The following is a 24,169-nucleotide window of genomic DNA, read 5'->3' on the forward strand; positions in this document are numbered from 1 at the left end:
GCAATGCATATTCAAGCAGTTCACGCGACCTCTATTACAAATTGAACGTCCGCTTTTCGCTCATAGCGGACAGCGGCCTACAAGAAGCCCCTTATGTGCCAGAAGCGGAAATTCTTGGTTTTGAGTTGAGCATAAAAGTGCATACGGTTTCAGAAAACGTTAACTGCCCGATATGGATTATAAGGACAGGACTGACTCACCAATAAAATCGTCCTGCAGCGGTGGCGTATGAGAAGAATGTGCGCTCATTTTTTCTGAGTGTTGAAAAAACTGTTTCGGCTTCGACCACAACGTCACCCGGTTATGCCCACACATACTGGGTTAATCCGGAATATGATACATACGGCGCCCTGACAGTAGAGGAAATCGCAGACATTGTTCGCCAGTACGGTGTTGCTGCCCAGATCAAACTAATTTCACTCAATGCCAGCACTGAGGCAGCCCGGGCCGGCGCTCATGGAAGAGGTTTTTCCGTGATTAGCAGCGCGATTCGTTCACTCGCTGAAAGAACAGCTGATATTACCGGTCAGATCTCCCGCCTGCAGATACGCATTAAAAGTTCCACGGAGGAGTCAGATCAGACTGGCTAACGTTAACGCATCCCAGATGCGGTCATGCCCACACAACTGATTATGCTCATCTTAATTAGCGTTATCGCGCTCATTAAAGGGCAAAGCTAATTACAGATAATTATTTTTCCTTAAGGCAAATAAACCTATACAAACGTATATGGCCTGTATAACTTCATACTGTTTGTATATGTAACCATGCAGTTCAAATTGGATGTCACCATGGCGGAACAAAGGTACAGCACCTTGAGCACGGATGTTATCGCTCGCTATTTCAATGGCGCGCTGACGCCCTGCCAGCAGGAAGTCTTGGGCATTGTTATCAAGGCAATCCTCAATGACCAGAAAAGGCTCACGCGCCATACACTTTGCATCGGGCTGCTTGCCTTTATTGTTGCTTCAGAAGATGAGGCAAATGAAGATGAATGCCTTGAGCTTTTGCGCCTACTGCTGCCGACTCGTAACCCATGAGTTTTTAATAAAGAGAGCGTAATTGGTTATAAAAACGGATTTGGCCGTTGTGATTGAACCGCTCCGGTTCTCCTGGAGAGTATTTTGCCTGAGTGATCAGGCTGCCACATCCCGGTCATTCAGCGAAGCGTAATAGGCTTTTTCTGCCTCCACTGGCGGGATATATCCGGTCCGTTCCATCAATCGGTGATTATTGTACCAGTCCACCCATTTCAGCGTAGCCAGCTCAACATCCTGTCGGGTTTTCCAGCTTTGCCTGTGGATCACCTCCGCTTTGTACAACCCGTTGATACTTTCTGCCATCGCATTGTCATATGAGTCGCCCGTGCTGCCTGTTGAAGCCAGCAGCTCCGCGTCCTGCAGCCGTCGCGTGTACGCCAGTGACACATATTGCGAACCTTTGTCGCTGTGATGGATGGTACCGCTCGGGCGTCTGGCCCACAGCGCCTGCTCCAGTGCATCCAGCACGAACGACGTTTCCATCGTGGATGAGACCCGCCAGCCCACGATAACACCGGCGAACACATCAATGATGAAGGCCACATATGCGAACCCCTGCCAGGTGCTGACGTAGGTAAAATCGGCCACCCAAAGACTATCGGGCCGTTCAGCCACGAACTGCCGGTTCACCCGATCCTGCGGTGTTTCGGCTTTGTTGCTGCGGGTGGTTCTGACACTTTTGCCGCGTGTCACCCCACGTAGCTGCAGGGCTTTCATCAGGCGCTCAATGGTGCAGCGGGCAACGCCGACACCTTCACGTTTTAGCTGTCGCCAGACCTTACGCACACCGTAAACGCTGTAGTTTTCTTCGTATACGCGCTGTATCTCAGGTATCAGCACGGCATCGCGTTTATCCCGACTACTGCGTCGTTCAGGACACTCCCGGCGTTGCTGATGCCAGTAGTACGTTGACGGAGCAATATCCAGCTCATGACAGACTGGCCCGACCCCGTGTTCACCGCTCAGATTTTCCAGAAGCGGCATTATTTTTTCCAGTGGCGGTCGAGCTCCGCCTGGGCAAAATACGCTGAAGCCTGACGCAGAATATCATTGCTGCGGCGCAGCTCGCGGACTTCCCGCTCCAGTTCTTTCAGACGCTGGCGTTCGCTGGCAGTCAGCGCATTCTGCTCATCATCAACGGGCTCCTGCTGACGGATCCAGATACGCAATGTCTCGGGAGTGCAGCCGATCTTAGGGGCAATGGAGCAGATAGCGGCCCATTGTGAGTTGTAGGTATTCTGGTTTTCCAGAACCATACGAATAGCGCGTTGACGAACTTCAGGGGGAAATCGGTTATGTTTTGTCATCCTGGTTACCTCTCTCAAAGAGTGTAGTCTCCAGGATTACCGGGGCGGTTCAGACTGCCCAGAATACGCTCGTGCAGATCAATAACTTCATCAGTCAGGGTGGCTCTGGCTTCCGATATGATACAAACCAGCGAGGCATAACGGCGAACATCCGCGAATTTTGCCAGGTCCCGGCTACTCATTTTCCTGCCTTCACGTGCGAGTTTCAGGAGCCGGTTCTGATGCACGCCAAGCGCAATACCGTCAGGCAGTGCCAGCGACTCTATCGCATTTAACCTGTCGATATGTTGCAGGACATTTTTGCCGTTTATTTTTCCCGGAGGCTGAAGCAACCAGGCCAGTCTTGAAGGTTGTTCTCCCTCAGATACCAGCAGGCGGTCCAGTGCCGCTTTTTGTCCCGGTTCAAGCTGCTCGGTCAGCGCAGAAAAAACCGCTCTGTCAGCAAGCGTTGTTGCTTCAGCAAGGGTTCGTTCGATCACCTCAACAGAGGGGAAAATAATCTTATTATTGTGGAGCCAGGAGAGCATTTCTTCCGCAAGTAAAAAACCTCTGTCTGTACGCATGGCGTGGAGATAAAGGTGGCGAATACAGTTTTTTTGCAGCGCTCGGCTGAAGGGGGATAACTCAAGGTAGCGGTAGAGTTCAGCCAGATGTTCCCAGCGGGTGACCTCTCTTGATGCATACTCTGCCCACAGATCAGGCTGAAGTTTCAAATGAGCCGCAAGCCGGGAAACAACCCCGTAGTGAGAGGACTCATTATTGTCGGGTGGAAATCCTGGCCCTCGCAAATAGCAAAGTAAAACAGCAAAGCCCAGGCGGTTAGCTGGTCTGCGATGTTTATTAATAAGCGCGAGGTCATGTTCGCTCAAAAAGCACATGCGCGTCAGAAGAACGTCATCTTCCGGCACAACCAACAAGCGTTCTTTTTCTTCACTACTGAGTATTTGTCTCCGTGGCATAAATGCTTCCTCTGCATATAGTTTATTTACGTTATCTCTTGCCCTGACCGAAACAGGTCGTTATTGAGCGTATTAATTTAGACTTAAGCATCAGCGCCATTGCCCGAGAGTTTAGAACTACCCGTCAAACCATACTTAGGGTAAAGACCGGATCTAAACTGCCATAAGACTGGTCTCTGTTTGACCAAATTGTCAAAGGCGTTAGATTGATTTTACGTGTATTGAAAACAGATTTAGCTCGTTAATAATGCACTCAGGTTCTTCACTGAAAGGCATGTTGTTCAAATCTAAAACGCCATCATTTTTTTGAGGGTTATCTGCCTGTAAGTCCCTAAAGAGAGGGGTAAAATCCAGTTGTGCCTCCCCTCGCTCAGCGACCAGCTCAAACGTTTTATTTGTGGCTGCATCGTTACTCAACGCGCTGACCAGAACCTGGGCGATTTGTTTTCTGGATATCACACCATCTTCCGGCGTTCCTGCATGGCGTCGATCCCCCTGGAGCATAACGATTCTGTGCTCATCATCATTGTTGTAGTCAAACCAGCCGGGCCTGACGATGGTATAGGGATGGCCACTCGCCCTGACCAGACGTTCGGCACGTCTTTTCCAGTCATGAACCTCAGTGCGTTGATTCCAGGTGCTGAGCCGTTCAGTCACGCCAATCGTGGTCATTAAGCCGATGCGTACAGGCGTATCCCTGAATAGTCGTAAAATGTTACGTACACCGCCGTAATCTATCGCTCTGGCCCCAATACGCCCCTGGCCATCGGAACCGAGAGTGAAGATGATGGCATCAATATTTCGGCAAATCGGTAAGTGTTTCAGGCATTGAAACATCGCCGTAAAAAACATCCGTTCCTCGCGGAAGTAATTTTACTTTCCGTTTATTTCTGACCAGCGCCACGGGCTGATGACCTATTTCGATAGTGGTATTCACGACATGAAGACCAATACTTCCGGTCGCGCCTGCAATGAGTATTTTCATGATAAACCTTCTGATAATTCAGACTTATTTTCTCTACAGTCAGAATATCAATTATCATTATTGTCAGTAATGGGGCTAAAATGATTGTGTCTATGAACACCCTTCATGAGTGCGCGTTGAAGGGAATGTCTCCATAAGGAAATCGCCGATGCTCAAAGAAAACTTCAACGAACTACAAATCTTTCTTGTGGTAGCGAGGGAGCGAAGTTTTACCAAAGCAGCGGGTAAACTGGGGGTTTCTCAGTCTGCACTCAGCCACGCGATGAAGGCCCTGGAGGAAAGGCTGAATATCCGCCTTCTGACTCGCACGACCCGAAGCGTTGCCCCCACAGAAGCCGGTGAGAGAATTATCGCCTGCCTTGAACCCCGTATTGCCGATCTTGAGCAGGAGCTGGAATCGCTTGTTCAACTGAACGGCACTGCCTCCGGCAATATCCGTTTATCTGCCGGGGAGCATGCAGCGCGAAGTCTGGTATGGCCTAAGCTAAAGCCCTTTCTCAGGGAATACCCGGAAATTAATCTCGAACTGGTGGTTGATAACGGTTTTGTCGATATTGTTGAGGGGCGTTTTGATGCCGGGATCCGCCTGGGCGAAAGCGTAGATAAGGATATGATCGCGGTGAGGATTGGACCGGAAATGCGCATGGCAGTGGTGGGAGCACCGTCCTATTTTGCTGCTAACCCCGTCCCAGAAACACCGCACGAGCTACAAAACCATCGGTGTATCAATATGCGCCTGCCGACGGCCGGTGGTCTTTACCACTGGGAGTTTGAGAAGAATAGGAGACCGTTACGGGTCAGAGTGGAAGGACAGGTAACGTTTAATCTGCAGGCGGAAAGGATTGATGCGGCTTTATCCGGTTTTGGCATCGCCTGTATACCTGAAGACAGGGTGCAGGATTATATAAAGTCAGGAGAGCTTATTCAGGTTCTGCAGGACTGGTGTCCGTCTTTCCCCGGATATTATCTTTACTACCCCAGCCGTAAGCAGCATCCGCCCGCTTTTGCGCTGATGATCGATGCCCTTCGCTACTCAGAATAACGGGTCCGCCAATCGCTGCGGACCCGTCGGGGCATTAACGGCCAGTGCGAGCCTGATGCTCAGGAGAGTAACGTTCGCCTACGACTTTAATCGTTTCAAGCGCCTGGGTTATCTGCCGTGAGTCATCCTGCGAAAGAATGATGTCGGCAGCCCCCAGGTTTTCTTCCAGCCGGTGTAGTTTGGTGGTACCAGGGATAGGAACAATCCACGGCTTTTGTGCCAGCAACCATGCCAGCGCAATTTGCGCAGACGTCACACCTTTCTCTGCCGCCAGCTCACCCAGTAATGAGACCAGTTTTTCATTGGCTTCAATCGCCTGTTCGGCGAAACGCGGCACGGTGCTGCGGTAATCATTCTTGCCAAACGTTGTTCCTGGTTTAATCGCTCCTGTCAGGAAGCCTTTGCCTAATGGGCTGAAGGGCACAAAACCAATGCCCAACTCTTCCAGTAACGGCAGGATCTCCTGCTCAGGCTCGCGCCACCACATGGAATATTCGCTTTGCAGCGCAGTGACCGGTTGTACGGCATGGGCACGACGAATGGTTTGCGCACCCGCTTCGGACAGACCGAAATGTTTAACTTTGCCTTCCGCGATCAGGTCTTTCACTGCACCCGCAACATCTTCAATGGGGACATCCGGGTCGACACGATGTTGATACAGCAGATCAATGACATCAGTCTTAAGGCGGCGTAATGATCCTTCCACAGCTTCACGGATATGCTCCGGACGGCTGTTTAAAATCTGCTGCTTATTGTCATCGCCAAAGGTAAAACCAAACTTGGTGGCAATGACCACACGGTCACGAAATGGTTTTAAGGCTTCACCGACAACCTCTTCATTAAGAAAGGGTCCATACACTTCAGCGGTATCGAAGAAGGTGACGCCACGTTCAACCGCTGCGCGAATGAGCTCGATAGCCTGTCGGGTATCGATCGCCGGGCCATAGCCGTGGCTGAGGCCCATGCAACCGAGCCCAAGCGCGGATACTTCGAGTCGGGATTTACCCAAATAACGTTTTTGCATTGAATGAATACCTCTTTTATCGCGACTTAAACATCAAGTTTGCGGCCAGTCAGCCATTCCACCATCGCCGGGTCGCGGTGAGAGAAGAAGGCGCTGGTTGCGGTGTCGAGGGCGGAAATCTGCAGCATATCTTCAGAGCTGAGTTCAAAATCAAGAATGTTGATGTTCTCTGCCATGCGTTCTTTACGCACCGATTTCGCCAGTGAAACGATGCCTCGCTGGAAGATCCAACGCAGCACAACCTGGCCCACGCTTTTGCCGTACTTCTGCCCAATTGCCGTTAACACGGGATGCTGGAACAGGCCATTTTTACCCTCAGCAAACGGTGCCCAGGCTTCCGGCTGAATGCCACGGCTTTGATTCCATGGAACGGCATGCAGCTGCTGGTTGAAGGGGTTAACTTCAATCTGGTTCACCGCAGGGGCCACTTTGTTGAAGGCGGTAAGGTCGGCCAGTCGGTCAGGATGGAAGTTGCTGACGCCAATGGCGCGAATTTTGCCTGCCTGTTGCAGTTCTTCCATGGCACGCCAGGCCCCATGGACATCGCCGTAAGGCTGGTGAATCAGATACAGGTCAACGTAATCAAGTTGCAGCCGATTTAGGGAGCGTTCGAACTGTGCTTTAGCACCTTCGTAATTGGTATCCTGGAGCCAAAGTTTGGTCGTTACAAAGAGTTCGTTACGTGCGATACCAGTCTGTTTCAGTGCGTTCCCGACCTGGGTTTCATTCTGGTAGGACGCCGCGGTATCGATCAGGCGGTATCCTGTATCGATAGCATCAATCACGGCTCTTTCGCATTCGGCGGCATCCATCATCTGGAAGACACCAAAGCCCAGAAGGGGCATTTCTATACCGTTGTTCAGTTTTACAGTTTGCATGACGTTATCCTTCAGCTGTTGTGTAGGAAAAGCATAACGCAAAGTTATTTATTCTATTAGGGGGGTAATTTACTAGGGTTTATTAGATGTATTCATTAATCCTTGGAGGGCTGACGCTCTGCTTTGTGAGCAAAGCAAACCGCCATATTCAACACTTTTTTTCGGCAGGATTAGGCCACTTTATTTTTTATAAAGATGATGTTTGTATTGAGCCTTCAATAATGAAGGCTCAATACTGGCTCTTCCTATTGCAGGTTTTTTTCCTTCAGGAATTTACTCACCAAATCGGCAATCTGCACATTATTGAGGTCAGAGAACGGGAAGTGGGTATTCCCTTTGATCCCCACTTCAGGCAGATGCGTCACAGTGACATCTCCGCCATGCTTGTTCACCACGTCGCGCCACTCACGAGCCATTGCCAGTCTTACGCGCCAGCTGTCCTGCGCGGGCATGGCGACAGGTTTATCCGGTATGTTATCGCCGTAAATAATTAGAATCGGGATTTTGGTCAGAGCCATAAACTGCTCCATCGGCACCGGCTCACCCTTCAGCGTGTCGAACGCGCTTGGCATAGGGGCTGGGAGTTCTTTTTCCGGGAAGACAAAGCTGCTGCCCGGTTCGAAAGCAACAATGGCTTTGACCTTATCGTTTTTCATCGCCGTGTACCAGCCTGGTCCGCCACCCTGAGAGTGGGTGAAGAGGATAGCCGGCCCGGATTTATCCACTACTGCGGACATCGCATCAGAGATGACATTGATATCAAACGGCCCGGTATTTGGGGTCATCTGACGGAAATACTGGTTCAAAGCTTCTTTGTCGTGAGAGAACTGAACGCCCTTGAAATACTCTGGCCACACGCCAACGCGGAACTGGTTGAACCACATCTGTTCATCCGGTTTAGGCGTAACAGTACCTTGTACCGTCGTGCGCCCGGCGCTGCCCCGGCGTGGCTGATCGACAAGATAGGTTGAGAATCCGCGATGCAGGAATATGTTCTGGAACCCTTCGCGACCATCCGGAGTGCTTTCCCAGGTACGGGAGAACTGACCTGCGCCATGCAGCATGACAATAGGGTATTTATGGGGATTCTCTGGGATCTGGTAGAACACAGAGGCATGATCACCATGATAAGTTTGACCTGTAGAATCCAGCGGCTTTTTCGCGTCAAATTTCCCTGGTGCGGTTATAATAGTACCGCCAGCAGAAAAGCTTCCCTGTTCCTGAATAACCAGTGGCTCGGCGTATACCGACTGAGCCACCAGGCCACCCGCCATCACGCAGATGGCCAGCGTTTTTAAGATTGTCTTCAAGATTACATCCTCTGTTATGTTTGCCGCTCAATCATATCTGAGTTGTCAGCATTCATTATTTAGCACCCCTGATTGCCCTTATTTGGCAGACTCATGAATGCGGACGATTAACTGCGTATCGTCTCTAACCAACTGGTTACCGTTTCAGTGGTTCTTCGCTCCTGGTCGCATTCAATGACCAGCGGTTTTTCCCGGCGGGCAGTTGGGGCCAGGTTTGCGAGAATATCGCCACTGTCTCCTTTGCCGTAACCACCGTGAGTAATAAAGGGGATGAGTAATTTTCCCGCAAGGTTATGGCTGCTGAGAAATGTTTGCACTACGGGCGGCACGCTGGTCCCCCATATGGGAAAGCCTAAATACACGGTCTCATAGCGGGAGATATCTGCGACGCTATTTTTTAATGCGGGTTTTACTCCCCGCTCACGCTCATTTTTCGCCTGTTCAACGGTCTGAAAATAGTCTCCCGGATAAGGTGTAGCCGGTTCGATTTCAAATAGATCGGTATTCAGGCTACGGTGAATGACCCCCGCAATCACCCGTGTATTTCCGCTACGGGAAAAGTACGCCACCAGAACACGGCTTTTACCCTGCGCGTTTGCGGTTCCGGTGGCTGCCGATGCCAGGGAGACGTTCGCCAGCGTGAGCCCGGCAAGTGCGGTGATTAACATTCTGCGGTTGGGATCATGCTCCATAACCCACTCCTAATGGTTTGCGAGCGCCTGCTGCAGCGCCTTTTCAGCTCGAGTAGCTGTATCACTTTCGCCATGTTCACGCAGAACCAGTGCCAGCTGGCGCAGCTGCGCTGCAGTCAGGCCGACCCGCATGCTTGCTCGCGTATGCGATAGCAACTGGGCTTCAACGCCTGGTGTGGCCGCTAATGCGCCAACCGTTGCCAGCTCGCGGCTTTGCCAGTCGAGGTTATCGCGGGCGAAAATGTCGCCAAACAGGTGCGTTTGCAGGAACTGGTTAATCACCGGGGCAAAATCAAACAGCGGGCCCTGGACGGGAGCGCCTGAGATCTTCGTCTGGTTTGCGGTACCGGCACGGCGAAGCTCATCCCCGACAGGGATCGGGGCAACCGGTTCTTTACCCTCAACGTCTTTGATACCACGTTGTTTACGTGCTTCGACGACCTTCATCAGTTCGCTAAGCGCATTCAGGGTACGGGGGAAGCCCGTATAGGCATAAAGCTGGACGAGAATCTCTTTGGTTTCGTTTATCGTGAGTCCTGCGTCAAGACCCTGATTCAGGGCTGCATTCAGCTTATCCATCTGACTGCTGGCCATCGATGCCGCAATCAACGGGATAGCCTGCTGGCGAGCGGACAGCGTATCTGAAACCGTTTGTTCGTGATTCATTTCTGAGGCTCCTTTATTGACGGGCGCAGCATGTGCCGCGAGACCAAAACCAAAGGTCAGCAGTACCGCTGCCGCTAATGCTTTAATGGGCGTGGTATTGTTCATCTGTCACTTTCTCCATCCAGTTAACGCTTTTGCCATCCACGATCCCGGTTATCGCCAGATGCGTCATCGCGCTGCCGGGTGCCGCCCCGTGCCAGTGTTTGACGCCCGCCGGGCAAGAGACAACGTCACCGGCACGGATAACCTGCACCGGCTGGCCTTCTTGTTGGGTAAGCCCAACACCTGAAGTCACAATCAGCCGCTGACCTGCCGGATGCGTATGCCAGGCGGAACGAGCGCCGGGTTCAAACGTGACATAAGCCCCGGAAACACTGATGTCGTTATCCGGTTTGAAGAGAGGATCAACACGGACACGTCCGGTAAAATTCTCCACTGGCCCGTACACCGCGTTCTGACTTCCTGCGGGGGCGATATGGACAGCAGGATTTTGCTCCGCTGCCCAGGATGAAAATGTGAAGAGGGGCAGTAACAGCCCGAGGTAACGTAAATGCCCGATCATGCAAAGTGTCCTTATCAATGAAGAGGAGATTGCCTGCGATGATTTTATCGAGGGGGTAGTGACGTCAGGCTGACGCCCCCCTGACAATTCTGTCAGTTAACCCCGGTCCCGGCTCAGCGCCGGAGTGAGCGTTGCCCGACGCTTTATCGACTTGTATCGCAAAGGTGAGGCCAAATGTATTGATGCCACCTTCACTACGGGCAAAGACGTCCCCCCTGTGCATAATGGCGACGGCACGCACGATCGACAGGCCCAACCCATGATGGGTATCGCTCCCGGCTCGGGAGGTGTCAACGCGATAGAACCGCTCGAAAAGCCGGTGTAAGTGCTCTGGCGCTATCGGATCGCCCGGGTTTGAAACTTCAACACAGGCCTGATGACCTTTTTCGCTTAAGCGCACCGTAACCGTGCTATTGGATGGTGAGTGTCTTGCGCTATTTTCCAGTAAATTGGCCAGTGAGCGGTGGAACAATCGTCGATCGATGTGTGCGGTGACGTCGCCCCCCACATCCAGAGAAAGCTGTTTTTCTGCAAAAGAGGGTTCCACATACTCCGCTGTTTTCAGGGTTTCTTCCCGCAGGGACACTTGCGTGAGCTGGGAAGCATGCTCACCCGCGTGTGCATGAGACAGGAACAACATGTCGTTAACTATCGACGTCATGCGTTCAAGTTCTTCCAGATTGGAACCCAGTAACTCCTCCAGTTCATCATGCGAACGGCGGCGTGAGAGACCCAATTGCGTCTGACCAATCAGGTTAGTCAGCGGGGTCCGGAGTTCATGCGCAACATCGGCGTTAAAGCTTTCGAGCTGACGCCAGGCGATTTCCTGACGCTCTAACACGCCGTTAAATGATGATGCCAGTTGCTGCAGCTCTTCGGGCAAATCGAGGGTATTCAGACGCTGACCATGGTCCCCGGGAGCGAGTTGCCGGGCTTGTTTACTGAGCGCCACAACGGGTCGAAGACCGATCCTTGAAACGACGTATCCCAGTAAGGCGACAATCACGACGCCCAGTGCGGTAATGATCAGCAATGTACGCGTGAAGGCATCGAGTGTGCCCATGTACGGCGTGGAGTCGATGGCAACCACATAGCGCAGCTGAGGCCTTTCACCGTTCGCTGGGATAGTTTTCACTAACAGGAACAGCGAGCATGCCCCTTCTGATGCACCGGGCACTTTATTAAAGCCTTCCTGTAATGAAGACCACTGAACACCTACCGGAGGTATCCCCCCCATGCTGAAGCGCGGATTATCGCTCACTATCCAGTAGCGAACGCGTTCACCTTCAGAATTGGTTAACACGGTGAATTTATTGGCCAGTGTAGACCAGCCGTCAGCCGAGGTGCGTGCGGTGATCCACGGACTCATTAATGATTCCCGGAAGAGCAGCTCGTTGTGCATCTGCTTCTGTAAAGAATCATGCAGGGAGCTTCTGAGCAGGATGCCGATAACGGACACAATCAGCAACGCGGATAAGGCAAACATCAGTGCGAGGTGAACGGAGATGGAACGATTAAACATGCTTATCCCCTTCATTATTTTGACCGGACTTCGAGGACATACCCCATGCCACGAACTGTATGCAGCAGTTTGATATCGAACGGGGCATCCACTTTGGCTCTAAGTCGTTTGATGGCCACTTCAACCACGTTGGCATCGCTGTCAAAATTCATGTCCCATATCTGCTCCGCAATCATCATCTTTGACAGAATCTCACCCTGATGCCGGGCCAGAAGGCTCAACAGGGAAAACTCTTTTGCGGTCAGCTCCAGGCGTGTTCCGGCGCGAAATACGCGGCGAGCCAGTAAGTCGAGATGCAGATCGTGAATTTGCAGTTGGGTGATGTCTGCGCCATCCGTAGCGCGGCGACGCACCAGGGCCTGAATACGTGCAACCAGCTCAATAAGCGAAAAGGGCTTGGGCAGATAATCATCCGCGCCAAGACGCAGCCCTTTAACACGCTCGTCTACCGATCCCCGTGCCGAGAGCATCAGCACCGGCGTTTGTTTGGCTGCCCGCACACCCTCAAGTACCCGGTAGCCGTCCATCCCCGGCAGCATCACATCCAGTATTATCGCGTCGTAGTCGAACTCCAGCGCGTAATGAAGACCTTCAGCGCCATCCGCAGAGACATCTACCGTAAATCCGGACTCACCCAGCGCACGGGAGAGATAGGTTGACGTTTTTTCTTCATCTTCGACTAACAACAGGCGCATAACGGGACTTCCTCTTAACTTTTCAACGGTGCTTCAACATCAGAATAAACCTGCACAGCATCCGGCAGACGTTGACCCTGGATAGGGATCACATCCAGTGAACGGGTGAGCTCGGTCATCTCAGCGGAAGTTAGCGACACGGTGGTAGCCGCTGTGTTTTGCAGCATATGGTCTTTATTGGTGGTGCCGGGGATGGGAACAATCCAGGCTTTACGGGCCAGGAGCCATGCCAGTGCAATCTGCCCCGGCGCGGCATTTTTTCGTATTGCCCAGGACTTCAGTAGCTCAACCAGCTGTAAGTTGTGTGGAAGGTTATCAGGCGAGAAGCGTGTTTCTGTCGCGCGGAAATCACCGGCAGAGAACCGGGTACTCTCATCAATCCAGCCCGTTAAAAACTGCACGCCGAGTGGACTCCATGGCACGAACCCAATGCCCAGCTCTTCACACACCGGAAGCACCTGTTTTTCAGGGCCGCGCCAGAGCATGGAGTATTCACTTTGCACGGCGGTAACGGGTAATGCGGCATGGGCGCGTCTCAACGTGTTGATGCCCATTTCAGACAGACCCCAGTGCAGGACTTTTCCTTGCTCCATTAAATCTTTAACCACACCGGCGACATCTTCGATTGGGATCTGCGGATCAACCCGGTGCTGATACAGTAAATCGATACGATCCGTACGCAGGCGTTTGAGCATGTTTTCGACGACCTGCCTGATATGCTCCGGCCTGCTGTTAAGGCCCGGCAGACGCTTTCCCGTCTGTTGATCAATGTTCCAGCCAAACTTGGTGGCGATAACGATTTTGTCCCTGAAGGGGGCGACGCCTTCCCCGAGAATTTTTTCGACTTCAAACGGGCCGTAGGCTTCAGCTGCGTCGAAAAACGTCACCCCTTCATCAAATGCCCGGTGGATAACATTGATCATCTCGGGACGCCAGGGAACGGAGGTGTCGTATTTGCGACTCATGTTCTGCACGCCCAGACCGACGGCAGAAACTTCCAGCTTCCCGAGTTTACGCTTGCCAGGAACTGAAGAGCGTTGGCTGGATTGTCTGGATGAATCGACCTGAGAGGATTGGTTCGCCGCCGATACGTGGGGAATCAGCGAGGCGGCGGCAATACCGGCGCCAGCGACTAATAGCTTGCGCCGCTCTGGCATTGTTGGGGCATTCTGGCTTTTCATTGATCGCTCCGTTTCTCAGAAAATTGAACATGAATCTCATTTAAGCGAGACCATTCTGCCTTCGGATTGCCAACATAAAGCTGACGGTTACCTGACAGCGCTGTCAGAAATGCTTCCCCATCCCAGCCTGTTTCCTGACAAAAATGTTATTTCCCTGTCACGATGCTGACAGCCCTCTTCGCCTAATCTGAGCCTGCAAATTTGATTCCGCGAGCCTGTATAACCAGGTCGACATTCATCGGGAGAGACCATGAAATTCATGCTTATCAGTGCAATGCTACTCACGGCAATGGCTGGAGTGACCTCAGTCAATGCGGCTGATTACAAAAAAAATCCATTCACACTCGTCTATGACGGTGCCATCACCGAGAACGTCAAAGGCAAGGTCAACATTCATCCGGTGAAATACGATCTGCATGGCATCCAGATTGCTGCGAATGTCTATACCCCTGCTAACTATGATCCCGCCAAAAAATACCCTGCCGTGGTGGTCGCGCATCCTAATGGTGGCGTAAAAGAACAGGTCGCCGGGTTGTATGCCCAGCGTCTTGCCGAACAGGGCTACATCACGATTACCGCCGACGCGGCTTATCAGGGCGCCAGCGGTGGGATGCCTCGCAGCGTGGATAAACCGGCTAACCGTATTGAGGATGTCCACGGCATGGCTGACTACATCAGCCAGTATCCTGGCGTAGATACCGCCCGCCTTGGTCTACTGGGCATTTGCGGTGGCGGCGGTTATTCACTCGTTGCTGCCGAGACGGACAAACGGTTCAAATCGATAGCCACCATCAGCATGTTTAATTCAGGCCTTGTGCGCCGCAACGGCATGCAGGATTCACAGCTGGATACTATCCAGAAGCGTCTTCAGCAGGCTTCTGACGCACGTGCTCAGGAAGCCGCCGGAGGAGAAGTGCTTTACTCCGGCGATGCCAACCTGACTGATGAACAGATTGCTAAATTACCTTTTGCCTTGTATCGCCAGGGCTACGAGTATTACTGGAAAACCCACGCCCATCCGAACTCTACGTTTAAATACACTACAGGCAGCCTGTTAGACTTGATGAGCTTTGACGTAACGGACCATATCAATCTCATCAATAAACCGCTGCTGATGATTGCCGGTACAAACGCGGATACGCTCTATATGACTGAAGATGCGTTCGCAAAAGCCACCGGAACGAAAGACAAAGAACTCTTCCTGATCGATGGCGCTACCCATATCGAGACGTATTGGGTGCCTAAATACGTTGACCAGGCAATGCAAAAGTTAGACGTCTTCTTCGATAAGAATATTTAGTTATACTCCGATGATGCCCCAGCTATGCAGGCTGGGGTATGTCCATCAGCTGTAGCCACGTATTCACGCAATAGACTCAGATTAACGAAGTTGCGGTTAAAGATAATTACGTTGCTTAAATAGACGCTATGAATGGAATTCATAGACCTAATCTGGAGCAGGGAATGAAAACGATGAGCCTGATGTGACAGAATGGATCGGGAGAGAATTAATCATTCACTTCAAATTACTTTCAGGTGGAGAAACAAATGAGTACGCAAGAGCCAACATTTAGTGAGGTAGTAAAAAACAGGTACTCGGCAAGAGCCTTTCTTCCATCTCCCATCCCCAGCGATATCCTCAAAGACATTTTGCTCGAAGCGCAATGCGCACCATCCAACTGCAATACTCAACCCTGGTCCCTGCATATCGTTGCAGGAGATAAACTTTGTGAATTAAGCCACGCACTGACGGAAGATTTGAGGGCTGGGAACTACAGTCTTGATTTTACGTTTGATAAAGAAGCTTATCCCGAGCTATTCAGGCAACGGGCTTCGGAGCAGGGGCGCTCGTACTATCAGGCGCTGGGCGTTGCGCGGGGGGATAACTTAAGTCGCTCAGAAGTGGTCGAGCGTAATGTGAGATTTTTCGGCGCGCCTCATGTTGCCCTGCTGTTCATTCCTGCTGTAGGGGACAACGTTCGCGTAGCCTCGGACGCCGGTATGTATGCGCAGACATTCCTGCTTTCCCTGGCAGCTCGCGGTTACGCAGGCGTTCCACAGGCAGTGCTGAGTTATTTTGCCCAAACGGTGCGTCGAATATTAAATGTTCCAGAGAGTTTCAGGCTGCTTTACGGTATTTCTTTTGGGATCCCAGATAAAACGCATCCCTCCCTGAGTTACAGGGAAGGGCGGGTATCTCTAGCCGAAAGTGTCGTCTGGCATCAATAACGAAGTTTTATTTTTTTATCTGAACGGTCAGTGCCATCAGGGCGCTGGCTGCTGTAAACAACGCAATTATCCAGCCCATCGTCCATGGTGTGCCATCACTGAACAGAGCAAGAAGAAGTGAAGAGATGATACCGCTGCCGTATTGTAACGCTCCCATTAGCGCCGACGCGGAGCCTGCAACATTAGGTACTGCATCAAGTGCACAAGCCGTGGATGTTGCAGCGATGATGCCATTCATGGAGAAGAATACGAACACAGCGCCGACAATCACGGTAATTCCACCTACGCCCAGGCCGGTGGTGGCCGCCAGCACTATTGCCGCAATAGTGGCGACGAATACGGCATTCCTGAGCAACGCTTCCAGTGGATAGCGGTGAACCAGACGTCTGTTGATCATGCTCACTGCCATCAGTCCAACAATGTTTACTGCAAACAGCCAACCGTAATGCTGCGGGTCAACACCGAAGTACGTGATGTACACGAACGGAGAGCCGGTGATAAATGCGTAGGCTGCAACGTAGTAGAACGTCAGGCACAAAGTAAACCGCATGTATCTGGCGTTGGTGAGCAAGGCATAGTAGTTGTGAAAAGCTCTGGTTACAGAGGCTTGCGAGCGTTTTTCAGCAGGTAATGTTTCGGGTAACCAGAATAAAGACATCAGCATTAATGTTCCGATAATCGCCAGCAGCCAGAAAATGGCATGCCACGAGGTGACTTTAATCATCTGCCCGCCGATCAGGGGCCCGGCAATGGGCGCAATGGCCATGATTATCATCAGTGTCGAAAGCATTTGTGCTGCACGAGTGCGGCTAAACAGGTCACGGATCATTGCTCGTGCCAACATCGGTCCGGTACAGGCACCTAATGCCTGAAAAACACGCCAGAAGACTATTTGCACGATATCTGTTGATAACGCACAGCCCACCGAGCCGATGATGAACAGACCTAACCCGATAAACAGCGGCAGACGACGCCCATAACGATCGCTAATCGGTCCCCAAATCAGTTGTGCAATGCAAAAGCCGATAAGGAACCCTGTGATTGTCAGCTCTGCATCACCCTGTAAATCTTTCGCCATGATGGGCATAGCCGGAAGATAAATGTCGGTTGATAAAGAGGTAACAGCCATCAGGGCGCTGAGAATGAGCAGAAACGAGAGACCGGTTTTTTTAGCTGTAGCTGACTGTGTTTGTGCCTGTTGATTAAGCATGGGGATCCGTTGGACATGAAGAGATAAGGGGCATGTTAACGGGTTTTTTCATGCGGATAATCACAGGTGGAAGGATAGGGACTATGAATGACATTCATTAATATTGTGAATTGCAATGGTAGTGAAAGAATGTTTTGAACAGGCGCTTATCTTAGTGCCTTAAAGGGAGGTAACGTTTCCGTTTCAGGATCGATTTGTGTTTGCAGACAGGGGCATGAATCATCAGATCATAAAACAGCATCCCCCTTTCTAATATAAGCAAGATTTCGTCATAAAGCCGTCGGTTAGTCTTAGCGTAGGATAATTTCCGTTTTCCAAGCGGACCCCAACCTGCGCAAATTCTTCCGGCTCAAAGCACCCTGCGCTAACTGCCCGTTCCTCAAAGCTGGTGGCATCGAGCTGAATCCCGGACGCCTTGAGGACATCAAGGCGCACCTGCTGCGTGACGATTATTCCTCCTTCTACTGCCACAAAACTACGCACCTGAATGGCGGAGAAGAGGATGAAGACGGGGAGGGTTACAACCCTTCCGGCAGAGAGGCACATTGTGCCGGCGCAGTAGCATTTTTACTTTCTCGCGGCCGCAGCAACATCGCTATGCGCCTTGCTTTTGCAGAGGGGGTGATTAAGCCCGCTGATTTTGAACATGAGCTTCAACTTACTGAGGTAGATTGTTAATTTGGCTTTCGCGTTTGGCAAGATTGTTAGTCTAACTGTTATGCGTGGGCTGCTCGTTAACGCATAATTATCAGATAACCGTTTAACTATATTTTTGTGAAGGGCAGGAAGCTAATAGACATGAGATCAATAATTGAAGCGTTGAAAAATGGGGATGCGAAAGAGAGGCTGGCTGTTATCGCTGATATAGCATCCCTCGTCGGATTATCAGTGGCATCAGTCGCTGGTGGTGTGTTGGCTTTCGCTGCTAACAATAATAGATTGAATGTAGAAAATGTCTTAGGGATATCGATCTTAACTTTGGCTGGATTAGCTGGCCTTTGCTGTATAGTAATGCTATTTATCTGGCTTCTTTCTGCATTTTCAAAGCCATGGAGCACACCACCTGGAATTAAGCCTTTAGTAAAATGCGTTGTTTGGATAGGTTTTATCATTGCTATGTTGTGGAGCATTGGGTTTATGTATGCTTTGCTCTCTTCTATCCGGTTTTCTGGGTAAGCCGTATATCACATTCTTATCAATGCTGGCTTATGCCGCAAGCTGATAACATAATTGTTTGGTCGCTAAGATCGGCACAGAGTCCGACACGGTTCATTTGGGGCCACAAATGAACCATAGCAGACTCTGTAGGTTGTTTATTTAGCCAGGAAACCTGGAATTTCAGTATCGGCAGTGGCTGCTTTAGCTTCACTAAGAAGCATTTCCCAATCGTCCGGTGGATCGCCAGCTTTCAGCATCTTTGCAAATACCTTGTAAGCATCTGTCTTAGATCCATAAGCGCGTAGCGTGTCAAAATCATTTACCCAACCAATTACAATGGTCTTGTGCTCTGCACTACAGCGATAGAACAAACGGAACTGCTGTAAAAACTTCACGCGAAACCAGTGTTTAAACTCATCGCCTAAAGTGTCACCCTGCCGGTATTGAGGATCAAGAGGGTTAGCAGCTATACATTCCTCTATTACACGCTCAATAGCTCGTAAGAGCTTTGTTTCCTTCTTGCCCTTATATTCATCCGGTTTTGCAGCCCTGAGTTCTGCAACCTTCTGAACGAGTTCTTCAATCTGATTCAAAAAGCATGAGTGAAAGCAGATTTTCCAACCGTTTAGTTCTAAACCTTCCATTTAACACCGCCTTATATTAGTTAATCATCAGTAAGCGGCGCGTCTAAATCGACTTCAACTCCAGCTGTTAATGCTTTGATACTTTTCCAAACAGACACCGGTACTACATGAATGTTCTGGGGGTTCTTCTCCATGTCTTTTTCAAGAAAACTCAGAAACTTCGATACTACTGGATCGTCGTGTTCATCTTCCTGTCGGGACATGATGACTTTACCGCCTGCAAGCAGGGTGTACTTAATGTACTCGCCTGGCTTGAGATGCAAAGCATCGCGTATTGCTGCTGGGATTGTTGTCTGGCTGCGTTCAGTGAGTCGAGACTCAGCGCGCAGAGACACGTCCGCTTTATAAGTTTGAGTAGCCATGAGTCAACCCTCTTTACTCTCATTCCCCCTATGTAATGAGGGGGTGCGAATAGTCAATTCGCTGGAGTATTTTCGATTTCATTTACCCAGAGTTCTCATATTGAGAAGCATCGGTTAGCTAAGCCGCTGGGGGTTTTCCTTTAGAGATAAGTCGCCAGAGATGGGATTTCTCTATTGATCAAAGCAAGTGTAATGCATGTGCATTGGTAATGCAAGTGCATTGCACAATGCGGCTGCATTACTTAATGCATACGCTTTGCTTGTATTGACAAGCAAAGCAAGTAACTGTATATTGCACTTCATGGCGCTGTTTTAGCGTCACCGCCCTGGCGGCTCCAGGCACTAAGGAATAATTTCATGTCTATCTCTTCAATGACCGCTACCGCCGCTATCCAGCACATGTCTTACACCCTCACTGGCCTGATCGAGCAGAGCAATAGGCCCGGTTTTGTCTCAGCTGAAGCCTATGCGGATATCAAAACCAATTACGAGCTGATTGCCACCAGCTGCACCGACCTGGCGACCATTGTCTGGCTGCGTAACCACCTCTGCTTTGGCTACATTGGCGATGAATGCACCTTTGAAGAGGTTAACTTGGGCTACCTTGACCACTTCAACTTCATCCTTAAATCAGGCTGGCGTCCAGGCATCGCACCAGCGCACAAGATGACGCTTAACAACATGTTTGAACTGGACTGGTGGGAACCTCAACAGATTGCGGTGACAGCGCACACAGCTGATACCGTTACCGGCACAGCCACCATGACAGATACCGAAGGCGAATATCAGATAGCCTTTGAATGGCAGATGCAGATGGGGGAAAAGGCAGAGCAATATAACCTGCCATTCATGGTAAACATTACGACAGCGCGTTTTACGCTGCCATATGAGTTCTCACTGTATGAGTGCGATGGAAGCCCGCTCGATGCGCTGGAAGCCATTCAGGAAATGGATTGCGCCCTGGGATTTTGCATCGAGTTTTTCACCGATGTTTACGACAAATATGCCCCGGCAGAAGGGGCAGTTAATCGAGGCTAATTATGACCGATAAAGCACGCGATCCACGGGCTTTAAACTCAGTTAAACGAGCCGCCCCCGCGACGGCTCAGATTCAGATGCGCGTTGTTCCTGAAGTTAAAAACCGCTATGTCGCGCAGGCACGGCGGGAAGGGATGAAGCTGTCAGAGTGGATTCAGCATCACCTTGATGCGGTTTGCCAGTCGGCAATTGACGCAAAGCTACAGGATAAGAACACCAGTGATTAAACAGGAAATCAGGGCGCTGTTTATGGCGCACGGCTTCAAAATGCAGCAGCAGCCTGATGGAAGTACAGATTTAGATCCCGCTTGCTACAGCGTCGCTCAGGCGCTTGCAGAGCGATTCAGTGATATTTACGGGCAACCCGGCAGGAATTGTTGAGATCGCCGCTGCTGGTGGCGCAGAGGCACGCAAAATGCCGCTGTTTCACGATAAGGCGGCGAGTATTGAGTTTCCGACCTACATCATTCGCCAGCCATCGCAAACCCCCGCGCTGGCCACCAGCAATAAGCAGGCATCCGGGCGCTGATGGACGACCGGCTAAGACAATATGGCTGGCACTCATTTGAGAACTGGCCGGAGAGTGAAGTACACGACTATCTCACCACTAAATGCGGCATCATCCATGCCCGCCAGTTACCGGACGGCAGCTGGGCTGGTCTTATGCAGCTGCTGTACACACTAAGTGTCTGTATGGGTATCAGCCCTACAGACTCTTATCAGTATCGCTGGTGTTTTGAAGATCCGGCTGAGGCGGTTCACCTGTATAAAACCGCCGTGGAGTTTGACGAGATACCAGATCGCCGGGAGTCGCTGGTGGGGCATCGGCACAGCACTGGCACCCCGCTTTACGTTGAGTTTGATCAGCTGGGCCTGCCTAAATGGCGTTAAGCACCAGATAAATCATATAACGGTTAAACAATAAACAAACAGATTGGCAATACTTGTTACTTAATGAGCCATTAAGTTAAATGGCCTTAATACTGCTTATCGCTTTTAAAACGGAATAATAATGAATTTTCTAAAACGGTTCTCAAAGGACTACCGGCGCATCACGTCGCGCCACAACATCCCTTACGCGCAGGTTGCCGGTAAAAACAGCCGCAATGATATATCGAGCGTTGTCATCCCGACTGTAGGCGCTGATTTCGTTGAAGAAGCCATGCTTAGCGCCAGGTTCGCAGCACGCTATGCGCCGGATTTACGCGAAATAGTTATCGTGACCGATCAGCCTGCGACCGCATTCACTGATCTGCCGGAAAAGGCGCGGGTAGTGACACTGGATATTCAGATCCCGAATCCATCGCATCGCTATGCGCAGATTTACAAAAGCCGCCTTTTGAAAATGCAGGCTCCATTATCAGCCAGCCCGGACTCAACCGGCGTTCTGATGATTGACTCAGATTTAAACCTTCTGAAAATGCCAAGCTACCAGCTGGAGAAATTCAGCCTCTACTCATGCTTCCGCAACGGACGTATGGGCGCGAAGTTTGAAAAGCGCGGTTATCAGAACGTGCCAGCCTATTACGCTAACAGCGTGCGGCCTGGTCTGGAACAGCACGTTAATAGCGCGTTCCTGGCGGCTACCTACTTCACATGGCAGAGGCTCTGCCCGTTGTGGGTAAACCTGTTTAACGACACCTGGGAAACGCTCCCGGATGATCAGCCACCTACTGATCAGCCTCCGCTTTCTGCCGCCCTGGATTTCCTCGACTACCAGACGGTTAACCTGGGTGACTGGACTAACTGGCCGGTATCCAAAAAGATTGGTGGCACACCGTCTGTTATCCCAAAAGAAGTGATTGGTGCTCACGGTGGTTTCCCGCTAAGCGAATGGCAAAAGTATCTGAATAATCCCGATGAGCCGCTACTGTTTCGCGGTCAAGATTACACCCGCAAGGTGCGCTACCTGACGGATGAAGAGAAGCGCGCTGGTGGCACACCTTAACCGGCATAACCGTCGCAGGGCGATGGCGAACTACGAAAGGCAGTGGTACTGCAGTAAATGCGGCGATACGTTTTTACGTGAAAGCGCAGTCGTATAGTGCAGAATTAATCAGGGAGGAAACAGGGATGAAGTACGCGCAATTAAAGCGCTTTTGGCATGTAGAAGTTATCGGTACTGAGAAAAAGTTCTCCTGGATTCGGCTTGCAACAAGGCTCCGTAACAAGCCGGGACTAAAGTTCGTTTTCTGGTGGCGTTTAGCCAGTTTTCTTTATGAAAACGGACACCGCCGCATGGCGTACCGCATTCACTCAAGAATTAAAGCCCGCTTTGCGTGCGATATCATGCTGGGTGCAAAGATTGGTGAGGGCTTGAGCATCGCACATCATGTTGGAGTCGTGGTCACTAAGCGCGTTGTGGCCGGACGTAATATGAAGCTCACGCAAAACTCCGTAATAGGAAACAGTGGGAAGGGTAAGGACGGATCTATTGTCATTGGTGATAACTTTTTCCTTGGCTCAAACAGCTGTGTCATTGCTGACGCTCTGTCTATTGGAAACAACGTTACCGTCGGTGCAATGAGCTTTATCAACAAAGATATTCCTGACAACTGCACCGTATATACCCGCAAGACTACAGAGCTCGTGGAGAGGGCGTAAATGACCAGCGGCCTGACGGATAAAGAAAAGCGCGTCGGCGCATCATCCTGATGTTGAATGACCACCAGCTATCTGGCTGGTGGTCTGTTTAATATTGCCTAATGGATATCTGTAAGCGAGGGCGTTATGGCAGGAAGAGCAGCAAAAGGGATCGCTTTGGTATTAGCTGGTGGCGTTTTATTAGCCCTGGGTGGTGTCGGTACGCTGGTTTATCTCAGAACTGGAGCTCAGTATTACAGCGTTTCAAATCTGGAAGAGTGTGAAAAATACACAAATGACCAGGCAAAAGAAGCCGTACTAAGCGCACGACTCAAACAGCCCAATGCTTGGAAAAACTGGAGTGAAGCCTCTGAATAAGATCTGGCTGGTTCCGTTCTACGAAGCAAAAGCGCCTGATAAAAAGCAGTTCGGTATGCTGGATTGTGGAACATTAACAGTCGAGTTTGCGTCAGAATAATGCGCTTTCGTCCTAAATCACAAACCCCTTACCCTGGCCGTCACGTTTACTAAGAGGCCACCAGCATGACTACCCAAATCAAACACCCCTACTGCTGATGCGGCCGCATCCACGACAACTGCGAACGCCGGCGAATTGATCACTTTCGTCGGCGCGACATTTTCCCTGCCTATTATCCCGGCGCCGCTGGTGGTCACATTCAACGGTTCGGACGGTACGCGAACGCAGCTTACAGTGAATAAGGACATCGTCACGTTTGAGGGTAATCCTGACGCTGCAGCAGAAATGTTTATCGAGGCGGTGACATGTCTTCATGCGCAGCAGTGGGGCGCACTACTGGCGCAACTGGAGAAGACAGAAGCCCAACTGGCGGCATACTCACACCATAACGGCCTGATGATGTTCGCACAGCGACTGTTGGACGCAGAGCGGGAACACGATGCCCTACGAGACGAAGTTAACCGCACTGAAAGCAGGTGAAGACGTTCACTATAGTCAGCAAAAATCGACAGCTGATTAACTAATATTTGTCTCCCGTCAAAGCAATTAACATTAGCATAACTTTTTTATCACACAGGGTTGACGCCTTAAATCTCAGGGCATA

General features: G+C 50.8%; 27 protein-coding genes, 3 pseudogenes and 1 other annotated feature. Of the genes and pseudogenes, 15 read left to right on the plus strand and 15 right to left on the minus strand.

Annotated features, from left to right (window positions below; genetic code table 11):
• Positions 1 to 239: 239 nt before the first annotated feature.
• Both ACJY2L_RS13175 and ACJY2L_RS13180 read left to right on the plus strand, forming a co-directional pair.
• Positions 240 to 590 (plus strand): methyl-accepting chemotaxis protein, encoded by a 351-nt coding sequence (locus ACJY2L_RS13175; protein WP_439214258.1) that lies wholly within the window; start codon positions 240 to 242, stop codon positions 588 to 590.
• 225 nt (positions 591 to 815) lie between these two features.
• Positions 816 to 1,040, plus strand: a complete 225-nt coding sequence (locus ACJY2L_RS13180) for a hypothetical protein (RefSeq protein ID WP_439214259.1) — start codon at positions 816 to 818, stop codon at positions 1,038 to 1,040.
• Between the two features lie 96 nt (positions 1,041 to 1,136).
• Here the strand turns inward: ACJY2L_RS13180 and ACJY2L_RS13185 are convergent.
• Both ACJY2L_RS13185 and ACJY2L_RS13190 read right to left on the minus strand, forming a co-directional pair.
• Positions 1,137 to 2,347, minus strand: a protein-coding gene (locus ACJY2L_RS13185; RefSeq protein WP_439214260.1) for an IS3 family transposase whose coding sequence is annotated in 2 segments (ribosomal slippage) — positions 1,137 to 2,062 and positions 2,062 to 2,347 — 1,212 coding nt in all. Because the reading frame shifts where the segments join, the coding sequence is not laid out codon by codon here.
• Positions 1,953 to 2,069 (minus strand) — a sequence feature (AL1L pseudoknot). It overlaps the preceding gene by 117 nt.
• Before the next feature lie 50 nt (positions 2,348 to 2,397).
• Positions 2,398 to 3,306, minus strand: a pseudogene (locus tag ACJY2L_RS13190) (DUF4158 domain-containing protein); the annotation flags it as partial.
• Between the two features lie 50 nt (positions 3,307 to 3,356).
• On the opposite strand from ACJY2L_RS13190, the pseudogene ACJY2L_RS13195 reads away from it, so the two are divergent.
• A pseudogene (locus ACJY2L_RS13195) lies at positions 3,357 to 3,473 on the plus strand (helix-turn-helix domain-containing protein); the annotation flags it as partial.
• Between the two features lie 34 nt (positions 3,474 to 3,507).
• Here ACJY2L_RS13195 and ACJY2L_RS13200 read toward each other — a convergent pair.
• A pseudogene (locus tag ACJY2L_RS13200) lies at positions 3,508 to 4,291 on the minus strand (SDR family oxidoreductase).
• A 148-nt stretch (positions 4,292 to 4,439) separates the two neighbouring features.
• On the opposite strand from ACJY2L_RS13200, the gene ACJY2L_RS13205 reads away from it, so the two are divergent.
• Positions 4,440 to 5,333, plus strand: a complete 894-nt coding sequence (locus tag ACJY2L_RS13205) for a LysR family transcriptional regulator (protein WP_439214261.1) — start codon at positions 4,440 to 4,442, stop codon at positions 5,331 to 5,333.
• A gap of 34 nt (positions 5,334 to 5,367) precedes the next feature.
• On the opposite strand, the gene ACJY2L_RS13210 is transcribed toward ACJY2L_RS13205, so the two are convergent.
• The 9 genes from ACJY2L_RS13210 to ACJY2L_RS13250 all read right to left on the minus strand — a co-directional run bounded on the left by ACJY2L_RS13210 (position 5,368) and on the right by ACJY2L_RS13250 (position 13,863).
• On the minus strand, positions 5,368 to 6,357 hold the full coding sequence (locus ACJY2L_RS13210; protein WP_439214262.1) for an aldo/keto reductase: 990 nt from the start codon (positions 6,355 to 6,357) through the stop codon (positions 5,368 to 5,370).
• A gap of 26 nt (positions 6,358 to 6,383) precedes the next feature.
• Entirely contained in the window at positions 6,384 to 7,235 is an 852-nt protein-coding gene (locus tag ACJY2L_RS13215; RefSeq protein WP_439214263.1) for an aldo/keto reductase, read from the minus strand.
• 245 nt (positions 7,236 to 7,480) lie between these two features.
• Positions 7,481 to 8,545, minus strand: coding sequence for an alpha/beta hydrolase (locus ACJY2L_RS13220; protein WP_439214264.1), 1,065 nt, complete (start codon positions 8,543 to 8,545; stop codon positions 7,481 to 7,483).
• 107 nt (positions 8,546 to 8,652) lie between these two features.
• Entirely contained in the window at positions 8,653 to 9,237 is a 585-nt protein-coding gene (locus ACJY2L_RS13225) for a flavodoxin (protein WP_439214265.1), read from the minus strand.
• 9 nt (positions 9,238 to 9,246) lie between these two features.
• Positions 9,247 to 10,008 carry a carboxymuconolactone decarboxylase family protein gene (locus ACJY2L_RS13230; protein WP_439214266.1) on the minus strand — a complete coding sequence of 254 codons (762 nt, stop codon included), beginning with the start codon at positions 10,006 to 10,008 and terminating at the stop codon, positions 9,247 to 9,249.
• Positions 9,986 to 10,465: a (R)-mandelonitrile lyase gene (locus ACJY2L_RS13235; protein WP_439214267.1), complete on the minus strand. Its 480-nt coding sequence runs from the start codon at positions 10,463 to 10,465 to the stop codon at positions 9,986 to 9,988. Before ACJY2L_RS13235 ends, ACJY2L_RS13230 begins: the two co-directional genes overlap by 23 nt.
• A gap of 64 nt (positions 10,466 to 10,529) precedes the next feature.
• Positions 10,530 to 11,987: a heavy metal sensor histidine kinase gene (locus tag ACJY2L_RS13240; RefSeq protein ID WP_439214268.1), complete on the minus strand. Its 1,458-nt coding sequence runs from the start codon at positions 11,985 to 11,987 to the stop codon at positions 10,530 to 10,532.
• Between the two features lie 14 nt (positions 11,988 to 12,001).
• Positions 12,002 to 12,682: a heavy metal response regulator transcription factor gene (locus tag ACJY2L_RS13245; protein ID WP_439214269.1), complete on the minus strand. Its 681-nt coding sequence runs from the start codon at positions 12,680 to 12,682 to the stop codon at positions 12,002 to 12,004.
• 14 nt (positions 12,683 to 12,696) lie between these two features.
• Positions 12,697 to 13,863 carry an aldo/keto reductase gene (locus tag ACJY2L_RS13250; RefSeq protein ID WP_439214270.1) on the minus strand — a complete coding sequence of 389 codons (1,167 nt, stop codon included), beginning with the start codon at positions 13,861 to 13,863 and terminating at the stop codon, positions 12,697 to 12,699.
• 250 nt (positions 13,864 to 14,113) lie between these two features.
• Between ACJY2L_RS13250 and ACJY2L_RS13255 the strand changes: the two genes are divergently transcribed.
• Together ACJY2L_RS13255 and ACJY2L_RS13260 are read left to right on the plus strand one after the other, a co-directional pair.
• Positions 14,114 to 15,163 (plus strand): alpha/beta hydrolase, encoded by a 1,050-nt coding sequence (locus ACJY2L_RS13255; RefSeq protein ID WP_439214271.1) that lies wholly within the window; start codon positions 14,114 to 14,116, stop codon positions 15,161 to 15,163.
• A gap of 248 nt (positions 15,164 to 15,411) precedes the next feature.
• On the plus strand, positions 15,412 to 16,092 hold the full coding sequence (locus ACJY2L_RS13260) for a nitroreductase (protein WP_439214272.1): 681 nt from the start codon (positions 15,412 to 15,414) through the stop codon (positions 16,090 to 16,092).
• A 7-nt stretch (positions 16,093 to 16,099) separates the two neighbouring features.
• Here ACJY2L_RS13260 and ACJY2L_RS13265 read toward each other — a convergent pair whose 3' ends face one another.
• Positions 16,100 to 17,302 (minus strand): multidrug effflux MFS transporter, encoded by a 1,203-nt coding sequence (locus ACJY2L_RS13265; RefSeq protein ID WP_439214273.1) that lies wholly within the window; start codon positions 17,300 to 17,302, stop codon positions 16,100 to 16,102.
• 798 nt (positions 17,303 to 18,100) lie between these two features.
• Here ACJY2L_RS13265 and ACJY2L_RS13270 point away from each other — a divergent pair.
• Complete coding sequence (locus tag ACJY2L_RS13270; protein WP_439214274.1) at positions 18,101 to 18,478, plus strand: hypothetical protein; 378 nt, start codon at positions 18,101 to 18,103, stop codon at positions 18,476 to 18,478.
• A 137-nt stretch (positions 18,479 to 18,615) separates the two neighbouring features.
• On the opposite strand, the gene ACJY2L_RS13275 is transcribed toward ACJY2L_RS13270, so the two are convergent.
• Positions 18,616 to 19,104, minus strand: coding sequence for a type II toxin-antitoxin system YhaV family toxin (locus ACJY2L_RS13275; RefSeq protein ID WP_439214275.1), 489 nt, complete (start codon positions 19,102 to 19,104; stop codon positions 18,616 to 18,618).
• Positions 19,105 to 19,124: 20 nt separating this feature from the next.
• Positions 19,125 to 19,466 (minus strand): type II toxin-antitoxin system PrlF family antitoxin, encoded by a 342-nt coding sequence (locus ACJY2L_RS13280; RefSeq protein ID WP_439214276.1) that lies wholly within the window; start codon positions 19,464 to 19,466, stop codon positions 19,125 to 19,127.
• 357 nt (positions 19,467 to 19,823) lie between these two features.
• Here ACJY2L_RS13280 and ACJY2L_RS13285 point away from each other — a divergent pair, with 357 nt between their 5' ends.
• The 8 genes from ACJY2L_RS13285 to ACJY2L_RS13320 all read left to right on the plus strand — a co-directional run bounded on the left by ACJY2L_RS13285 (position 19,824) and on the right by ACJY2L_RS13320 (position 24,045).
• Positions 19,824 to 20,504, plus strand: a complete 681-nt coding sequence (locus ACJY2L_RS13285) for a hypothetical protein (RefSeq protein WP_439214277.1) — start codon at positions 19,824 to 19,826, stop codon at positions 20,502 to 20,504.
• Positions 20,505 to 20,506: 2 nt separating this feature from the next.
• Entirely contained in the window at positions 20,507 to 20,731 is a 225-nt protein-coding gene (locus ACJY2L_RS13290) for a hypothetical protein (protein WP_439214278.1), read from the plus strand.
• A gap of 119 nt (positions 20,732 to 20,850) precedes the next feature.
• The gene (locus ACJY2L_RS13295; RefSeq protein ID WP_439351297.1) at positions 20,851 to 21,033 is read left to right on the plus strand and encodes a hypothetical protein; all 183 of its coding nucleotides are present in this window, start codon (positions 20,851 to 20,853) and stop codon (positions 21,031 to 21,033) included.
• Positions 21,033 to 21,395 carry a hypothetical protein gene (locus ACJY2L_RS13300; protein ID WP_439214280.1) on the plus strand — a complete coding sequence of 121 codons (363 nt, stop codon included), beginning with the start codon at positions 21,033 to 21,035 and terminating at the stop codon, positions 21,393 to 21,395. The genes ACJY2L_RS13295 and ACJY2L_RS13300 overlap by 1 nt, the downstream gene beginning before the upstream one ends.
• A 121-nt stretch (positions 21,396 to 21,516) precedes the next feature.
• Positions 21,517 to 22,452, plus strand: a complete 936-nt coding sequence (locus tag ACJY2L_RS13305; RefSeq protein ID WP_439214281.1) for a hypothetical protein — start codon at positions 21,517 to 21,519, stop codon at positions 22,450 to 22,452.
• 125 nt (positions 22,453 to 22,577) lie between these two features.
• Positions 22,578 to 23,108 carry a serine acetyltransferase gene (locus tag ACJY2L_RS13310; RefSeq protein ID WP_439214282.1) on the plus strand — a complete coding sequence of 177 codons (531 nt, stop codon included), beginning with the start codon at positions 22,578 to 22,580 and terminating at the stop codon, positions 23,106 to 23,108.
• A gap of 126 nt (positions 23,109 to 23,234) precedes the next feature.
• A complete protein-coding gene (locus tag ACJY2L_RS13315; protein ID WP_439214283.1) occupies positions 23,235 to 23,465 on the plus strand; it encodes a hypothetical protein in 231 nt (76 codons plus the stop codon).
• Between the two features lie 235 nt (positions 23,466 to 23,700).
• Positions 23,701 to 24,045, plus strand: a complete 345-nt coding sequence (locus ACJY2L_RS13320; RefSeq protein ID WP_439214284.1) for a hypothetical protein — start codon at positions 23,701 to 23,703, stop codon at positions 24,043 to 24,045.
• The last annotated feature ends 124 nt before the right edge of the window (positions 24,046 to 24,169 follow it).

This window comes from Duffyella sp. Ts4 (assembly GCF_051851875.1).
Taxonomy (GTDB): domain Bacteria; phylum Pseudomonadota; class Gammaproteobacteria; order Enterobacterales; family Enterobacteriaceae; genus Duffyella; species Duffyella gerundensis.

Coding starts and splice junctions, on each gene's coding strand:
- ACJY2L_RS13205 (WP_439214261.1), top strand. CDS start 4,440: ATGCTCAAAGAAAACTTCAACGAACTACAAATCTTTCTTGTGGTAGCG.
- ACJY2L_RS13210 (WP_439214262.1), bottom strand. CDS start 6,357: ATGCAAAAACGTTATTTGGGTAAATCCCGACTCGAAGTATCCGCGCTT.
- ACJY2L_RS13215 (WP_439214263.1), bottom strand. CDS start 7,235: ATGCAAACTGTAAAACTGAACAACGGTATAGAAATGCCCCTTCTGGGC.
- ACJY2L_RS13225 (WP_439214265.1), bottom strand. CDS start 9,237: ATGGAGCATGATCCCAACCGCAGAATGTTAATCACCGCACTTGCCGGG.
- ACJY2L_RS13230 (WP_439214266.1), bottom strand. CDS start 10,008: ATGAACAATACCACGCCCATTAAAGCATTAGCGGCAGCGGTACTGCTG.
- ACJY2L_RS13235 (WP_439214267.1), bottom strand. CDS start 10,465: ATGATCGGGCATTTACGTTACCTCGGGCTGTTACTGCCCCTCTTCACA.
- ACJY2L_RS13240 (WP_439214268.1), bottom strand. CDS start 11,987: ATGTTTAATCGTTCCATCTCCGTTCACCTCGCACTGATGTTTGCCTTA.
- ACJY2L_RS13245 (WP_439214269.1), bottom strand. CDS start 12,682: ATGCGCCTGTTGTTAGTCGAAGATGAAGAAAAAACGTCAACCTATCTC.
- ACJY2L_RS13250 (WP_439214270.1), bottom strand. CDS start 13,863: ATGAAAAGCCAGAATGCCCCAACAATGCCAGAGCGGCGCAAGCTATTA.
- ACJY2L_RS13255 (WP_439214271.1), top strand. CDS start 14,114: ATGAAATTCATGCTTATCAGTGCAATGCTACTCACGGCAATGGCTGGA.
- ACJY2L_RS13260 (WP_439214272.1), top strand. CDS start 15,412: ATGAGTACGCAAGAGCCAACATTTAGTGAGGTAGTAAAAAACAGGTAC.
- ACJY2L_RS13265 (WP_439214273.1), bottom strand. CDS start 17,302: ATGCTTAATCAACAGGCACAAACACAGTCAGCTACAGCTAAAAAAACC.
- ACJY2L_RS13270 (WP_439214274.1), top strand. CDS start 18,101: ATGAGATCAATAATTGAAGCGTTGAAAAATGGGGATGCGAAAGAGAGG.
- ACJY2L_RS13275 (WP_439214275.1), bottom strand. CDS start 19,104: ATGGAAGGTTTAGAACTAAACGGTTGGAAAATCTGCTTTCACTCATGC.
- ACJY2L_RS13280 (WP_439214276.1), bottom strand. CDS start 19,466: ATGGCTACTCAAACTTATAAAGCGGACGTGTCTCTGCGCGCTGAGTCT.
- ACJY2L_RS13285 (WP_439214277.1), top strand. CDS start 19,824: ATGTCTATCTCTTCAATGACCGCTACCGCCGCTATCCAGCACATGTCT.
- ACJY2L_RS13290 (WP_439214278.1), top strand. CDS start 20,507: ATGACCGATAAAGCACGCGATCCACGGGCTTTAAACTCAGTTAAACGA.
- ACJY2L_RS13300 (WP_439214280.1), top strand. CDS start 21,033: ATGGACGACCGGCTAAGACAATATGGCTGGCACTCATTTGAGAACTGG.
- ACJY2L_RS13305 (WP_439214281.1), top strand. CDS start 21,517: ATGAATTTTCTAAAACGGTTCTCAAAGGACTACCGGCGCATCACGTCG.
- ACJY2L_RS13310 (WP_439214282.1), top strand. CDS start 22,578: ATGAAGTACGCGCAATTAAAGCGCTTTTGGCATGTAGAAGTTATCGGT.
- ACJY2L_RS13315 (WP_439214283.1), top strand. CDS start 23,235: ATGGCAGGAAGAGCAGCAAAAGGGATCGCTTTGGTATTAGCTGGTGGC.